Below are 14,535 nucleotides of genomic sequence, written 5' to 3' on the forward strand. Positions count from 1 at the left end.
TCCTTTCAGCTATGGACAATATGAGTACCCGTCTCGCCCCGCAGGGCGGCAGGCAATTTTTCCGGCGTGGTGATAATCACCTGTTTGCCGCCGTGCTGTAAGAACGCCAGGCTGGCGACGATTTTTGGCAACATACTGCCGGGAGGGAAATGCCCCTCCTGCATATAACGCGTCATGTCGGCGACAGTGACCGTATCCAGTGCCTGCTGGCTGGGCTTGCCAAAGTGGATACAGACTTTTTCAACACCGGTGGTGATCACCAGAATGTCGGCGCGAATTTCGCGCGCCAGCAACGCGGTGGAGAGATCTTTATCAATCACCGCGTCCACACTCTGGTAGTCGCCCTGCTCGCCGCGAATTACCGGGATCCCGCCGCCGCCCGCGCCAATAACCACGAATCCCTGCTGCGTCAGCGCCTTAATGGCTTCTGCTTCAACAATCCGCTTCGGTTCCGGCGAGGCGACGACCCGGCGATAACCGCGGCCGGAATCCTCCACAAATCGCCACGTCGGGTGCGCCAGTTGCAGCTCATTACGTTGCAGTTCGCTGAAAAACGCGCCGATCGGCTTGGTGGGTTGGGCAAAACCAGGATCGTTTTTATCCACTTCCACCTGCGTCACCACGGTGACCGCCTTCTGCTCGCCGTGGCGCGCCAGCCGGTTATTCAGCGCCTGCTGAATGAGGTAACCAATCCCACCCTGGGTATCGGCGACACAGTTAGCCAGCGGCGTCAACGGCAACCCTTCCCGCTCATGGGCTATCTCCGCACGACGCAAATCCAGCCCCACCTGCGGGCCATTGCCGTGGGTCAGCACGATGTTGTAATCCGATGCCAGCATCTCCAGCACCGTATCCGCCACCGCTTTTACCGCTTCCGCCTGATGTTCAATTGACTGGCTGGCGTTGTCTTTGATAATGCTGTTGCCGCCAATGGCAACGACCACAAGTTCTTTCATGAGTTTTCCTTCGCAATGGTGCCTGGCTCAACGTGCGCCACTTCGCGACTGTCGAGGAAATGTTTCAGCACAAACATGCCGCTCATCATCAGGTAGGCGATGACGAACATTAGCGAGTTGCCTTCTGCGAAGCCGACCATCGGCGAGTGAATTACGCCGAACAGCGACAGCAACGCGCCACAGGCCGCGGAGACCGCGCCGCGTAGGGGTTTATTGAGAATGGCGAAGATGGCGATACAGCCCCACAACATACTGGCGAGCGGCGCGCCGTTGCCCAGGTGCATCAGCCCTTCGTAGTAAATGCCTTTGCTGTGCAGCACGTCGGTGCCAATCTTCGCCGCCGAGGTGCCCGCCGCGCCCATCACGCTGTTCATCATGGTCAGCGCCCAGTTGGCGATCCACGGGAACAGGCAAATGAATATCACCGGCACTTCCGCTTTCGGTGTCTCTCTCACCACCTGATTAGCGGTGACGACGCCAATAAACACCAGAATCGGCACGATGGCGGTCATCGGGATAATGGCGAGCATGAACGCGCCAAGCCCGAACAGCGGCACGAGGAACATGGTGACGCCGGAAGCCAGCGTGTAACCGATGCTTGCGCCCATCGCTTTCCAGCCCGCGTGGCCGACGTACACTGTCACCGGGAACGGGTTCCCGAGCAGGCAGCCAAGCATTGAGGAGAGGCCGTTCGCCAGCATCACTTTGCGGGTGTTGTACTCATCACCCGCTGCATGGGCACTTTCAATGTTCTCAAGGTCAAAGATGTAGTTCGCCAGCCCCAGCGGTACCGCTGATGCCAGGTACGGCAGCGCATGCGGCAGCCCTTGCATAAAACTGTCGACATGCAGTTCCGGCGGGTTAAAGCCGAACGAGGACATAGAAGCTTTAATCGCCTCCGGGCTCTGCAGACCGGAAATCCACGCCAGCGCCGTTCCCGCTACCAGCAATAACAATCCGGTCGGTATACGGGCGAAAATGGCTTTCTTACCGAACCAGTTGATGAAGATCAGCAGCAGCACAATGAACGATACCGTCGGCGCTTCAAACGCCTGCAACATCGGGTTCATCGCCAGCAGTAACAGGCCAAGGCCGGACAGACAGGAGAGCAGCACCGTACGCGGGATCATCTTGCGGATAGTCTCGCCAAGGAACGACCCGCCCGCGAGGATCAGCGCTTCCACAAAGCACCAGACGAGGCCAATCTGAATCGCAAAATCGGCGTCTTTGGTCTGCTGATAAACCGGCATCAGCACCAGAAACGTCACGGTAAAGATCGACGGCGCGCTCGGCCCTGACGGCAGCGCTGTGACGTCTGTGCGCCCGGTCTGGCGTGCCATCTGCATCGCGAACCAGGCGTAACAGGCGCTGGCAACCAACACCGCCAGCCCGAAGGCTGGCGCAATACGTCCATAAACAATCTCTTTCGGGATGCCGACGACAAAAATGAGCAACCCCATCATGGTCAGCAAATTGGTCAGGTTGTTGGTCATCAACCCGAAATACGCTGCCCAGTCACCTCTTTTCCACTCCAGTTTCATGTTTTTCATGGATGCTGACCTTATAAAGAGTAGCGATCGCGGTACGTCAGAATGGCCTTTTCAAAACAGGCGAACGGCGGGTGAACAATTCCCGCGCCGATCATTCCGACACCCGCATCTTTGTGCGCTATCGCGGTGTTGATCACCGGCAGAATGCCGCTGCTGCCCACCCGCGTAATATCAATGGCCGTCGGTACCCCCATAAAACCGAGTAAAGGAATGGTGACGTTAGGGTTTTCGCCGAGGGTGATCTCGCGCATCTGGCGCGAGAAATCGACCGCTTCTTCCACGGTGCCGCCCACCAGCGCCACGATGGCCGGAGCGGTCGCCATCGCAAAACCGCCGATGCCGTAGGTTTCCGTGATCGCGCTGTCGCCGATATCCAGACCGGAATCTTCCGGCTTATAACCCGCGAACATCGGGCCGATCACCTGCTGGGCCGGGCCGGTGAACCACTGCCCCGGCAGACCGCTGACACGCAGACCGAACTCCACGCCGTTACGCGCCATAGTCGTCACCACGGTGCTGTATTCAATGCCGTGCGCCGCATCCATTGCCGCTTTACACATCGCCATCCATGTCGGACCGGAGAAGTAGTCGCTGCTCAGCACAAACTCGAACACGTCGCGCTGCTGTTCCACCGGATATCCGGTCTGGATGATCCATGGCGTCAGCGCCTGGATCAGCAGCGCGGTACCGGCGTTGTTGCGGTTGTGGCACTCGTCACCCATGTGCAGCGCCTGCGCCAGCATCAGACGCAAATCGATTTCGCCCGCCAGCTTCATGGCATCGCGCAGCATCGGTCCCATCACATCGCGCATCCAGATCAGGCGGTCGATAACACTCTGATCATTAGCGCCCATGCGCAGGATCTTCGCCATCTGTTCGCTCATGTTGGTATACGCGCGGTTGCCGTAGGTTTTGTTTTCAACGATGTGCATGAACATGGATGCCGACGTGACGCCCGCCATCGAACCCACGCAGTCGTGTTCGTGGCAGGGTGAAAAGGTGATTTCGCCGGAGGCCGCCAGCTCAGCAGCTTCATCGAGATCCTTCGCCAGCCCTTCAAACACCAGCGCCCCGGTGACCGCGCCTTTCATCGCGCCGCACATTTTTTCCCAGCGCACCGGCGGCCCGGCGTGAAGGATGGTCTTCGGCGTCATGCCTGGCACAACATTAATCGCCTGGTCGTAGCCGATCAGTACCGGGTGAGATTGTATAATGCGCTCCAGCGCCTGCTGGTTGGCGGCGGCGATTTTGTCTGCCAGCGGTGAACCGGCAATCTGATCCAGCGCCTCAACGACTTTCATGTTGCCCTGCCCCGGTGGCGTCCAGTCGAGCTGGGTCACTGGTATGTGTTGCTTTTTCAGATCGTCGCTGAACATGGCGATACCTACGTTGATGACGTTCAGCGGTTGGGTAAACAGTGACTGGCTCATCAGGCTTCCTCCCCTTTCATCACAAATTCACGTGCCAGTAATCCGGTATTGGTGCTGCTGCTCGCCCAGATAACTCCCGCGTCGGTCAGCATCCGGCACTGTTGCTCCAGCGATGGCGTGTCGATGTCGGTGCCAAGTACGTAACCGAGGATCTCCAGCGGGCGTCCATCGGCTTTCGCAATGGCTTTGGCTTCTTTGATGGCATCGATCATCACGCCGACCGGATCCTCATGCGAACCGAAGCCGAGGACGAAATCCATCACGATCACCGCTACTTCCGGATCGCGCGCTTCCTGCAACAGGCGGCTGATGCGGTTGGTCGGGTCGATCATCGGGTGTGGTTTACCGTTGGTGAAATCGTCATCACCAAAATCCAGGAAGGTATGACCGATACTACGATTGAGATCTTTCAGTCGATAAGCCGGATCGGGGTGAATGTTGCTGTAGACCTCGGTATGTTTTTCCATCGCCGCAAACATTGCTTCATCACACAGCGTACCGCCGCAAAAGAGACCACGAATGTACTTCTGTTGCGGGGTCAGGCGGGCGCGAACCTCGTCGATTAATGGCAGGTTGAGCGGATGGAGATCCAGGCTTTCCTGCTTAATGCCAGTCAGCAGTACCGCTTTCAGCGCCGCTTCTTTGGTGCCGCGGGCGAACTGTAGCCCGGCTTCGTCCGCAGGCGGCGCTTCGCGACCGAGGAAACACACCACTACCGGTTTTTTGCAGGCGCGTGCGCGTTCCAGTACTTTGCGGGCTACCGCAGGCGCAGGCGGTTTAGAGATAAGCGCAATGATGTCTGTTTGCGGGTCGGCTTCCAGCATACCTATCGCGTCGAGCATCATCAGGCCGCCGATGCGCTCGCTCAGGTCGCGACCGCCGGTGCCAATCAGTTGCGAAATGCCGCCGCCGAATTCGTGGATCCGGACGCTCAGCTCCTGGCTGCCCGTGCCGGAAGCGCCAACAATGCCGATGTTGCCGCGACGCACCGCATTACCAAAACACAGCGCCGCGCCGTTAATGATGGCGGTACCGCAGTCCGGCCCCATCATCAGTAGTCCCTTTTCATGCGCCAGCTGTTTCAGCGCCAGCTCGTCTTCCAGGGAAACGTTGTCAGAGAACAGCATCACATTGAGATCGTTTTGCAGCGCCTGGCGTGCCTCGCGGGCAGCAAACAGGCCGTTGACAGAGATCACCGCCAGGTTACTGTCAGGCAGGTTTTTTTTCGCGCTGGCGAGGGTGGCGTAGCGTGCCTCATGCTGTCCTCCCTGCTCTTTATGGGTAAACAGCTCTCCAATGGCCGCCAGTGACGCGTCGTTAGCGGCATCACTGGCGCCTTTAATGACAATCATCAGATCACCATTTTTCGCCTCTTCCAGCTCAGGCGTCAGTAAACCGAGATTTTTCAGCACGCCTTTATTCATCTCGGTCGCCATCGCGACAAATGCCTGTTCGACACCGTCGATTTTATTGGCTCGCGTCGAAATGGACATCAGCGAGACGGAATCAAAATATGTGTTCTTTTTTATAACTACCCTGATTGACATAATTCCCTCCGGACTGGTGGCTCAGCGCGCAGGCATCCGCCATGCCATAAAGCATGTCGCAGCCTGAACTTGAACCGATATTTTTAATGTCGGTAATATGTTGACTCGTTAATTTTTCGGGTTCGGTAATCAGACTGGCAATAAGTCGCCCGAGACTTTCCCGATACCGCTGATGAAATGCGGCTTCCAGGGTTACCGCACTTAACAGCGTAGTATTATTCCTGGCGTACTGAAGCGCCGATAAAAATGCCTTGCGATATTTTTCCGCCGGGTGGCCACGAATAAATAAAATAATACCGAGGCCCACCAGATAATCATCTGCCGACGGTGTCAGGCCAATTCCAAGGCCAATAAATTCCGCGACGGCATTTTCTACATTGTTTTGCTGCACCAGCGCCTGATATAAAACCTGACGACGTTGCTGTAATACTCTGGCGATTTCCTGATAAAAAATGTTGTCGCCGCGATAGAGAAATAAGGTCTCGTTTTCCCGTAATTGCTGATGAAGCATTTCACTCCATCGCTGCCAGGGGATCTGTTGAAATTGTTCCGCGGTAAGCGCCCACTTCGTTGCCAGCCAGCGCTGGCAGGAGGAAGTGTCTATCCATTTATCCTCGCCTACCGCAATACCTGAATCACAAAACTGAACCTGTTCGCCGGGTCGGAACAGGGTGTCGCACTGCGTGAGCGCCAGCCGACAGCTGTTCGGCGCGTTGTCGCAACCGTTACTGAGTAGCGTCAGCAATTGCTGCGTTTCGGGAATAAACAGGTTCACCGCCCGGGAAAAAACCTGTTCAACCCTGCCGCTCAATCTCTGTGTGAGAAAGGCTTCATCCGCCGTTAACGCCTGCACGCACTGCCGTAATGGCGTGGCGATAATGGCTCTCCTCTGTCAGGCACCCGCGGCAATCAGCAGTTCGGCAATGGCGTGATAACCTTTCTCCCGCGCCAGCGTCAGCGGCGTCTTGCCGTATTTATCGGTCATGTGTGGGTTTGCGCCATGATCAAGCAGCAGCCTGACGATCTCCTGCTGTTTTTCACCGCCATCGTTCAACACAATGGCTTCCAGTAGCGGCGTCCAGCCCACAAAATTGGTGTGGTTGTAATTAATTTCCGTACGGGTCAATAATTCACGGACAATCTCAACGTGCCCTTTTTCGCTGGCCGGCGTAATTCCCACCCCGCCAAAACGTGTCAGACGATTAAGATCGGGATTCGCTGGCAGAACAATGCGCAGCAGCGTTAAATCGTTATTCAGGCAGCTGATCAGGAAGGGGTTAAAACAGGTCTGGTCCTGTTTGTTAATATCCGCACCAGCCTCAATTAACAAAGAAACACAATCGTAATGTTTATTCAGGCTGGCAATAATAATGGCAGTACGCCCCTGACGGTTTGTCGCATTTATATCAACATTTTTCGCGAGACAGGATTTTAATGCTTCGGCATTTCCCTGTTCCGCTGCATGCAGAAATTCTGCAATAAGTTCTTTCTCAGACATATTCCTTACTCCGGCAATTTCTGTTGTGTCCTGATTTTCCATTTACCTGAGAATAGCAACAGCGCATCAATAAAAACATCCGCTTAAATTTCATTCATCGTAAGCGCAACGATTATTGAAAAGTATTTAACAATGAAAGCAAAACGTGCGGTAGTGCAATCTTTTTCTTAGGGTAAACACGGTTTTTGGCACTAACCGCGGCTGCTGAAAAACCTTTACTATGCCGCGCAGCTTGCGGCCCGCCATGAAAGTTCAGAAGTGTGATTGTCTTCAAATCAAATGTAATCGCAGTGTTAAATTCTGTTCAAAACTGATTGCCCGCCATCAGGATTACAAATACATTCAACAATCGGGCCGTGGCAGACTGTGTGCCTTATGATCAGGGAGCGTGTTGCATGAATTCAATATTTACCGAGGAAAATCTGCTGGCGTTCACCACCGCCGCACGTTATAGCAGTTTCAGCAAAGCCGCTGAAGAGCTTGGTTTGACTACCTCCGCCATCAGCTACACCATCAAGCGGATGGAGACCGGTCTCGACGTGGTGCTGTTCACGCGCAACACCCGCAGTATTGAGTTGACCGAATCCGGCTTCTACTTCTTTCGCAAAGCCACCGACCTGCTGAATGATTTTCACGCCATCAAACGCAGCATTGATACCATCGCGCAGGGCATCGAAGCGCGGGTGCGCATCTGCATCAATCAACTGTTGTATACGCCACGTCACACCGCACGCTTGTTACAGGTGCTGAAAAAACAGTTCCCGACCTGCCAGATCACAGTGACCACCGAGGTGTATAACGGCGTCTGGGATTCAATCATCAACAACCAGGCCAATATCGCCATCGGTGCGCCGGATACACTGCTCGACGGCGGCGGCATTGATTACACCGAGATAGGCGCGATCCGCTGGGTGTTCGCTTTCCCGCCGGATCACCCGCTGGCATTTTTGCCGGAGCCGATTTCGGAAAGCCAGTTGCGCCTTTACCCCAACATCATGGTGGAAGACACCGCGCATACCATTAACAAAAAAGTGGGCTGGCTTCTGCACGGGCAGGAAGCGATTCTTGTGCCTGACTTCAACACCAAATGCCAGTGCCAGATCCTCGGCGAAGGCATCGGTTTTCTGCCTGATTACCTGGTGCGGGAAGCGATGGAAGACGGTCTGCTGGTTGTCCGCCAGATCCACAATCCGCGCCAGGACTCACGCATGTTGCTGGCAACGCAGCATTCCGCCACCGGACAGGTCACCCAATGGATCAAAAAAGAGTTTAGTCCTGGCGGGGTACTCACCGGCATTTATCAGGATTTACTGCATCGGGAAGCCTAAATTCCGTTGGTCATTTTTGATTTTTTAATTTAGTATTTACTAAATTTAGAAAACACTAAACAAAAATGACTGATCTCGAACAACTTCAACAGAGCGCCGATCAGGCCGCAGCAATGCTGAAAGCGATGAGCCATCCCGGTCGCCTTCTCATTCTGTGCATGCTGAGCGGCTCGCCAGGTACGACTGCTGGCGAACTGGCGCATGTTACCGGGCTGAGCCCTTCTGCCACTTCCCAACACCTCGCCAGAATGCGTGACGAAGGGCTGATTGACTGCGAACGCAACGCGCAGCGTCAGCATTACTTCATCAGGCATCCGGCGGTGATTCAAATTATCAGCACATTGAAAGCCATCTGGTGCCCGTAAGGAGACGATATGACCTGTATCACACTGAGCCCGCGCGATGCCGAAACCCGCATCCGCCAGGGCGCACAACTGATTGATATTCGCGAAGCCGATGAATATGCCCGCGAGCATATTGCGCAGGCGCGACTGTTCCCCCTCAGCGCCATTGAGAAAGGCGAACGTCTGCCGTTACAGGCCACTGATGAGGTAATTTTTCATTGCCAGGCCGGAAAACGGTCGTCGGATAACGCGGCAAAACTCGTCGCTGCCGCTGCTCCGGGTCAGGTCTGGCTGATGGAAGGCGGTATTGATGCATGGAAGCAGGCCGGACTGCCGACGGTGGAAGATAAATCGCAGCCGCTGCCACTGATGCGTCAGGTGCAGATCGCGGCAGGAATTTTAATCCTCTGTGGCGTGATCCTCGGCTACACCGTTGCGCAAGGCTTTTTCCTGTTAAGCGGATTTGTGGGAGCCGGATTATTACTGGCAGGGATGAGTGGATTTTGCGGAATGGCGCGACTGCTGGCGGTCATGCCATGGAATCGCCGATCCTCGTAATCAGAATTTATTAACAACTCACGTTAATCAATAGTCCAAAATAAGGCGGTGAGGCGCCCTCACCGCCACAGATTAAATCAGAAAGTCATCCAGTGATTTACCCTCTGCCAGCGCCTGGGCAATCGGTTTCGGTGTTCTTCCCTGACCCGTCCAGGTTTTCTCTTCACCGTTAATATCGGTAAAGCGATATTTCGCCGGACGCGCTTTACGTTTCGCCGGGCCTTGTAAAGACGCGCTCTTACTCTGCAATAATTCTTCCGGCGAAAGGCCATCGGCTTTGATAAGTTCAAGCCAGGCATTGATTTTTTCCTGCTGCTGCACGCGCTCCTGACGCATTTCCTGCTCATCCGCACGTTTTTCTTCAGTCACGATCCTGAGCTTTTCCAGCATATCTTCAAGAACGTCAATGGAGAACTCCCGCGCCATCGCACGCAAGCTACGAATATTATTCAATTTTTGTAACGTTAAAGACATATATATTCCAGACCTTTATTTAAAACACGATATAACACACTGCGCAGTGTAGCTTAATATAATCACCAGTGTTTTGAAACTAATATTTATGTTGCCCTGGTTTAATTATTAGCACCCATATTAATGTTTTAATGATTCATTATTGTGCCGATATTGTTGGCAGTCCTTAATAAGACGGCGGAAAGCGGTCATGAATGTACTTGTATTTTGAGACGATATATCAGTCACAAATCAAAAACCTAACCCATTGAAATAAAAAGAGATACGTAACAATAAGCAATTAAAATAGTAAAAAATGAAAAAAAATGCCGATCGCAGAGCATTTTATTGACAAAACGCCTCTAAATAAAAATTTAACACTAGTTGTTACTTTTTATCCAGTTTCATATTCTATAAACACCTGAATCAGCCAACCAATCACGCTGCAAGACAGGACATTTTCTGGTATTTACGACTTACTTTTGAGGAGCAAATCAATGTTCTCTGCGCAGTCCCGTCTGCGTCATGCAGCAGCAGATACCTTCGCTATGGTGGTCTACTGTTCCGTCGTGAACATGCTGATTGAAGTTTTTCTCTCCGGAATGACGTTCGAGCAATCGCTGTCATCGCGACTGGTGGCGATTCCGGTCAATATTCTTATTGCATGGCCATACGGAATGTATCGCGATGTGATTATGCGTCAGGCAAAACGCCTGAGCCCGGCAGGCTGGATGAAAAATCTGGCGGATGTCCTCGCGTATGTGACATTCCAGTCGCCAGTATATGTCGCAATTCTGCTGACAGTAGGCGCTGACTGGCACCAGATTGTCGCTGCGGTGAGTTCGAATATTGTCATTTCGATGTTGATGGGCGCCGCTTACGGCTACTTCCTTGATTATTGCCGCCGCTTGTTCCGGGTCGGCAATTATTATCAGGCCAAAGCCTGATATTCAGCGACTGGCATAACGCCAGTCGTTTTTTTAATTGACGGCGTCACCAAATAATCCGTTTAAAAAGCGCTCCAGCGCGATCCGCGAACTGAAACCATGAGGGATACCGTAATGCTCTCGCGCATCACCCGCCAGATAGAGGGGGAATTGCTGGTAATGATCGCAGGTTTTAATTTCCGACGCAGGTTCCGCCAGCAGGTTACTGCGCTCTTTAAGCGCCGGGTGGATGATTAATGCCGTACGCCCCATACGAGCTTCACGATTGACGTAGACATAATTCTCACCACGGCGATATCCGTACGTTTTTTGGGTTACGCTATCCATCGTAAATCCCACTTTTTCCAGAACGCGCGCCACCTCATCGGGTCGTAAATACATAAAAATTCCTCGTTATCTTTTACTGCATCGCTACCTTATCGTATTCATCAATAGCATCGCTTTCAGAAAATTCCACAAAGGGACGAATAAGGCGTGATTTATCTCAGAGGATGAAAAATCTGTTCTACACTTTACTTCACCGCGAAAACGAAGGAGGGTCACATGTTTAACCGACCAAACAGAAACGACGTGAATGACGGTGTGCAGGATATTCAGAATGATGTCAGTCAACTGGCCGACTCGCTGGAGGCCGTGCTGAAATCCTGGGGCAGCGATGCCAAAGACGAAGCCGACGCCGCGCGTCGCAAGGCGCAGTCGCTATTACGTGAAACCCGCGCAAGAATGCATGGCCGGACCGTAGCACACCAGGCGGCCCGCGATGCTGCGGATTGCGCTTATACCTTCGTACGCGAACGTCCCTGGCAGAGTGCCGGCGCGGCCGCCGCTGTCGGTATTTTTATTGGCGCTTTACTGAGTTTGCGTCGATAATCATACTGTCAGTGATGAAAATAAATACGCGTCCACCCCTGTTGGCTCCGGCCCGCAGGGGTTTTTATTTTTAACCCCCCCGCCAACGCTATGCCACTGTAATATTGGGATAAAACCCCCTTCCCCCGCTACGTTCATCAACAGAGGTTTTTTAACCTAAAAATACTATATATTGTATGGTTGAAGTTTAATTCAACTACATCTAGTATTTCATTTGTAGTTACCACACCAGAACCGACGCTCAGCTTTGCGCCGCTTTGTCATTTTAAACGGAAATACGAATCATGCGCATTACTATTTACACTCGAAATGATTGTGTACAGTGCCACGCCACGAAACGGGCGATGGAAAGCCGTGGGTTTGAATTTGAGATGGTTAACGTCGACCTGCATCCCGAAGCGGCGGATACGCTGCGCTCGCAGGGTTTCCGCCAGTTACCGGTTGTAGTGGCGGGTGAGACAAGCTGGTCCGGTTTTCGCCCGGACATGATTAATCGTCTGCGTCCGGATGCCATTGCGGCCAGCGCATGAGCAATCTCGTCTTCTTCTCCAGCAGCTCCGAAAACACGCTGCGCTTTATTGAGCGGCTGGGGTTGCCTGCGGTGCGGATCCCGCTCAATGAGCGCGACCGCATTCAGGTGAACGAGCCGTACATTCTGGTCGTCCCCAGTTATGGCGGCGGCGGAACCGCTGGCGCCGTACCCCGTCAGGTGATCCGCTTTTTAAACGATCCCCATAATCGGGCGTTGATCCGTGGGGTTATAGCATCGGGAAACCGTAATTTTGGCGAGGCGTTTGCCCGCGCCGGTGATGTTATCGCGCAAAAATGCGGCGTGCCATACCTGTGGCGCTTTGAGCTGATGGGCACCCAATATGATATTGACAGCGTTCGAAAAGGAGTGAGCGAATTTTGGCAACGACAACCGCAGAGCGCGTGATGCAAAGCACGCCGGACTACCATGCCCTGAACGCCATGCTGAATCTGTATGATGCAGAAGGCCGCATTCAGTTCGACAAAGATCATGAGGCTGTGTCGGCGTTTATGACCCGCCACGTACAGCCGAAGAGTGTTGTGTTTGACTCGCAGGAGAGTCGCCTCGACTGGCTGGTGGCAGAAGGGTATTACGACGCCAACGTGCTGACGCGCTACGCTCGCTCTTTTGTGGTCGAACTGTTTGCCCATGCGCACGCCAGTGGTTTTCAGTTTCAGACCTTCCTCGGCGCGTGGAAGTATTACACCAGCTATACGCTGAAAACTTTCGACGGCAAACGCTATCTGGAACATTTCCCTGACCGGGTGGTGATGGTGGCGCTCACCCTGGCGCAGGGTGATGAAGCTCTTGCCCGCCAGTTGACGGAGGAAATCCTCTCCGGGCGTTTTCAGCCTGCCACCCCGACGTTCCTCAACGCCGGCAAACAACAGCGCGGCGAGCTGGTTTCCTGCTTCCTGTTGCGTATTGAAGACAATATGGAATCTATCGGCCGGGCAGTGAACTCGGCGCTCCAGTTGTCAAAACGCGGCGGCGGCGTGGCGTTTCTGCTCTCAAACCTGCGGGAAACGGGTGCGCCAATTAAGCGGATTGAAAACCAGTCCTCCGGGGTGATCCCGGTGATGAAGATGCTGGAAGACGCTTTCTCATACGCGAATCAGCTTGGTGCGCGTCAGGGTGCCGGGGCCATTTACCTGCATGCGCATCATCCGGATATTCTGCGATTCCTCGATACCAAACGCGAAAATGCCGACGAAAAAATCCGCATTAAAACGCTATCGTTGGGCGTGGTGATCCCGGACATCACCTTCCGTCTGGCGAAGGAAAATGCGCAAATGGCGCTGTTCTCGCCTTACGATGTCGAGCGCCTGTATGGCAAAGCGTTTGGCGATATCGCTGTCAGCGAGATGTACGATACGCTGGTCGCCGATGCGCGGGTACGCAAAAGCTGGATTTCCGCCCGCGACTTCTTCCAGACACTGGCCGAAATACAGTTCGAATCCGGCTATCCGTACATAATGTATGAGGACACAGTCAACCGCGCTAACCCCATCGCCGGACGCATTAACATGAGCAACCTGTGCTCTGAGATTTTGCAGGTCAACAGCGCATCCACCTACGATGAAAATCTTGATTATGCTGACACCGGGCGAGATATCTCCTGCAATCTGGGTTCGCTGAATATTGCCCATACCATGGATTCCCCCGACTTCGGTCGCACTGTTGAAACAGCGGTGCGCGGCCTGACGGCGGTCTCAGACATGAGCCACATCCGTTCGGTGCCATCAATTGAAGCGGGCAACGCCGCCTCCCACGCCATTGGCCTCGGGCAGATGAACCTGCACGGTTATCTGGCCCGCGAAGGAATTGCTTATGGCAGTGAAGAGGGGCTGGACTTCACGAATTTCTATTTCTACACCATTACCTGGCATGCGCTGAATACCTCGATGATGCTGGCGCGCGAACGCAGTCAGCGTTTTGCGGGCTTCGAGCAGTCTCGCTATGCCAGCGGTGACTTTTTCAACCAGTACCTGGAAGGCGACTGGCAACCCAAAACCGAGAAAGTCCGTGCGCTTTTTGCCCGTGCCGGCATCCCCCTGCCCGACCGCGCGATGTGGCGGCAGTTGCGTGATGACGTAATGCGCTATGGCATTTATAACCAGAACCTGCAGGCGGTACCGCCGACCGGGTCGATCTCTTACATCAACCACGCCACCTCAAGCATTCACCCGATTGTCTCAAAGGTGGAAATTCGTAAAGAAGGGAAAACCGGACGGGTGTATTACCCGGCCCCGTTTATGACTAACGACAACCTGGCACTGTATCAGGATGCGTATGAAATCGGGCCGGAGAAGATCATTGATACCTACGCCGAAGCGACACGCCATGTCGATCAGGGGCTGTCGCTGACCCTGTTCTTCCCTGATACCGCCACGACGCGCGATATCAATAAAGCGCAGATCTACGCGTGGAAGAAAGGGATCAAGACGTTGTATTACATTCGCTTGCGCCAGCTAGCGCTGGAAGGTACTGAAATTGAAGGCTGCGTGTCCTGCGCGCTGTAA

General features: G+C 53.9%; 16 protein-coding genes. 8 read left to right on the forward strand and 8 right to left on the reverse strand.

Features of this window, described 5'->3' with window-relative positions; translation table 11 throughout:
* Positions 1–5: 5 nt before the first annotated feature.
* Genes GTGU_RS12250 through GTGU_RS12275 form a run of 6 tightly spaced genes read right to left on the reverse strand, consistent with a single transcriptional unit; the run spans position 6 to position 6,981 of the window.
* Positions 6–956 carry a carbamate kinase family protein gene (locus tag GTGU_RS12250; protein ID WP_038157381.1) on the reverse strand — a complete coding sequence of 317 codons (951 nt, stop codon included), beginning with the start codon at positions 954–956 and terminating at the stop codon, positions 6–8.
* Entirely contained in the window at positions 953–2,506 is a 1,554-nt protein-coding gene (locus tag GTGU_RS12255) for a xanthine permease (protein WP_038157383.1), read from the reverse strand. The genes GTGU_RS12250 and GTGU_RS12255 overlap by 4 nt, the downstream gene beginning before the upstream one ends.
* Positions 2,507–2,517: 11 nt before the next feature.
* Positions 2,518–3,936: a YlbE family protein gene (locus tag GTGU_RS12260; protein ID WP_038157386.1), complete on the reverse strand. Its 1,419-nt coding sequence runs from the start codon at positions 3,934–3,936 to the stop codon at positions 2,518–2,520.
* On the reverse strand, positions 3,936–5,483 hold the full coding sequence (fdrA, locus tag GTGU_RS12265) for an acyl-CoA synthetase FdrA (protein ID WP_038157389.1): 1,548 nt from the start codon (positions 5,481–5,483) through the stop codon (positions 3,936–3,938). The genes GTGU_RS12260 and fdrA overlap by 1 nt, the downstream gene beginning before the upstream one ends.
* Positions 5,443–6,336, reverse strand: coding sequence for an oxamate carbamoyltransferase subunit AllH family protein (locus GTGU_RS12270; RefSeq protein WP_038157391.1), 894 nt, complete (start codon positions 6,334–6,336; stop codon positions 5,443–5,445). Before GTGU_RS12270 ends, fdrA begins: the two co-directional genes overlap by 41 nt.
* Positions 6,337–6,375: 39 nt before the next feature.
* A complete protein-coding gene (locus tag GTGU_RS12275; RefSeq protein ID WP_038157393.1) occupies positions 6,376–6,981 on the reverse strand; it encodes an ankyrin repeat domain-containing protein in 606 nt (201 codons plus the stop codon).
* Positions 6,982–7,376: 395 nt separating this feature from the next.
* Between GTGU_RS12275 and GTGU_RS12280 the strand changes: the two genes are divergently transcribed.
* From GTGU_RS12280 to GTGU_RS12290, 3 genes are all read left to right on the forward strand, one after another.
* A complete protein-coding gene (locus tag GTGU_RS12280) occupies positions 7,377–8,309 on the forward strand; it encodes a LysR substrate-binding domain-containing protein (protein WP_038157395.1) in 933 nt (310 codons plus the stop codon).
* Between the two features lie 65 nt (positions 8,310–8,374).
* Complete coding sequence (locus GTGU_RS12285) at positions 8,375–8,674, forward strand: ArsR/SmtB family transcription factor (protein ID WP_038157397.1); 300 nt, start codon at positions 8,375–8,377, stop codon at positions 8,672–8,674.
* A 9-nt stretch (positions 8,675–8,683) separates the two neighbouring features.
* On the forward strand, positions 8,684–9,211 hold the full coding sequence (locus GTGU_RS12290) for a rhodanese family protein (protein ID WP_038157399.1): 528 nt from the start codon (positions 8,684–8,686) through the stop codon (positions 9,209–9,211).
* Positions 9,212–9,283: 72 nt separating this feature from the next.
* Here GTGU_RS12290 and stpA read toward each other — a convergent pair whose 3' ends face one another.
* Entirely contained in the window at positions 9,284–9,685 is a 402-nt protein-coding gene (gene stpA, locus GTGU_RS12295) for a DNA-binding protein StpA (protein ID WP_038157402.1), read from the reverse strand.
* Positions 9,686–10,161: 476 nt separating this feature from the next.
* Here stpA and alaE point away from each other — a divergent pair, with 476 nt between their 5' ends.
* Positions 10,162–10,611: an L-alanine exporter AlaE gene (gene alaE / locus GTGU_RS12300; RefSeq protein ID WP_038157404.1), complete on the forward strand. Its 450-nt coding sequence runs from the start codon at positions 10,162–10,164 to the stop codon at positions 10,609–10,611.
* A gap of 33 nt (positions 10,612–10,644) precedes the next feature.
* On the opposite strand, the gene GTGU_RS12305 is transcribed toward alaE, so the two are convergent.
* On the reverse strand, positions 10,645–10,992 hold the full coding sequence (locus GTGU_RS12305) for a DUF2002 family protein (protein WP_038157406.1): 348 nt from the start codon (positions 10,990–10,992) through the stop codon (positions 10,645–10,647).
* 162 nt (positions 10,993–11,154) lie between these two features.
* On the opposite strand from GTGU_RS12305, the gene GTGU_RS12310 reads away from it, so the two are divergent.
* The 4 genes from GTGU_RS12310 (at position 11,155) to nrdE (ending at position 14,535) form a co-directional block, all read left to right on the forward strand.
* Complete coding sequence (locus GTGU_RS12310; protein WP_038157409.1) at positions 11,155–11,481, forward strand: ElaB/YgaM/YqjD family protein; 327 nt, start codon at positions 11,155–11,157, stop codon at positions 11,479–11,481.
* Between the two features lie 284 nt (positions 11,482–11,765).
* Entirely contained in the window at positions 11,766–12,011 is a 246-nt protein-coding gene (gene nrdH / locus GTGU_RS12315; RefSeq protein ID WP_038157412.1) for a glutaredoxin-like protein NrdH, read from the forward strand.
* Positions 12,008–12,418, forward strand: coding sequence for a class Ib ribonucleoside-diphosphate reductase assembly flavoprotein NrdI (gene nrdI / locus GTGU_RS12320; RefSeq protein WP_038157414.1), 411 nt, complete (start codon positions 12,008–12,010; stop codon positions 12,416–12,418). Before nrdH ends, nrdI begins: the two co-directional genes overlap by 4 nt.
* On the forward strand, positions 12,391–14,535 hold the full coding sequence (nrdE, locus tag GTGU_RS12325) for a class 1b ribonucleoside-diphosphate reductase subunit alpha (protein WP_038157417.1): 2,145 nt from the start codon (positions 12,391–12,393) through the stop codon (positions 14,533–14,535). Before nrdI ends, nrdE begins: the two co-directional genes overlap by 28 nt.

It is taken from the genome of Trabulsiella guamensis ATCC 49490, assembly GCF_000734965.1.
GTDB lineage: Bacteria > Pseudomonadota > Gammaproteobacteria > Enterobacterales > Enterobacteriaceae > Trabulsiella > Trabulsiella guamensis.

Coding starts and splice junctions, on each gene's coding strand:
- GTGU_RS12250 (WP_038157381.1), bottom strand. CDS start 956: ATGAAAGAACTTGTGGTCGTTGCCATTGGCGGCAACAGCATTATCAAA.
- GTGU_RS12255 (WP_038157383.1), bottom strand. CDS start 2,506: ATGAAAAACATGAAACTGGAGTGGAAAAGAGGTGACTGGGCAGCGTAT.
- GTGU_RS12260 (WP_038157386.1), bottom strand. CDS start 3,936: ATGAGCCAGTCACTGTTTACCCAACCGCTGAACGTCATCAACGTAGGT.
- fdrA (WP_038157389.1), bottom strand. CDS start 5,483: ATGTCAATCAGGGTAGTTATAAAAAAGAACACATATTTTGATTCCGTC.
- GTGU_RS12275 (WP_038157393.1), bottom strand. CDS start 6,981: ATGTCTGAGAAAGAACTTATTGCAGAATTTCTGCATGCAGCGGAACAG.
- GTGU_RS12280 (WP_038157395.1), top strand. CDS start 7,377: ATGAATTCAATATTTACCGAGGAAAATCTGCTGGCGTTCACCACCGCC.
- GTGU_RS12285 (WP_038157397.1), top strand. CDS start 8,375: ATGACTGATCTCGAACAACTTCAACAGAGCGCCGATCAGGCCGCAGCA.
- GTGU_RS12290 (WP_038157399.1), top strand. CDS start 8,684: ATGACCTGTATCACACTGAGCCCGCGCGATGCCGAAACCCGCATCCGC.
- stpA (WP_038157402.1), bottom strand. CDS start 9,685: ATGTCTTTAACGTTACAAAAATTGAATAATATTCGTAGCTTGCGTGCG.
- alaE (WP_038157404.1), top strand. CDS start 10,162: ATGTTCTCTGCGCAGTCCCGTCTGCGTCATGCAGCAGCAGATACCTTC.
- GTGU_RS12305 (WP_038157406.1), bottom strand. CDS start 10,992: ATGTATTTACGACCCGATGAGGTGGCGCGCGTTCTGGAAAAAGTGGGA.
- GTGU_RS12310 (WP_038157409.1), top strand. CDS start 11,155: ATGTTTAACCGACCAAACAGAAACGACGTGAATGACGGTGTGCAGGAT.
- nrdH (WP_038157412.1), top strand. CDS start 11,766: ATGCGCATTACTATTTACACTCGAAATGATTGTGTACAGTGCCACGCC.
- nrdI (WP_038157414.1), top strand. CDS start 12,008: ATGAGCAATCTCGTCTTCTTCTCCAGCAGCTCCGAAAACACGCTGCGC.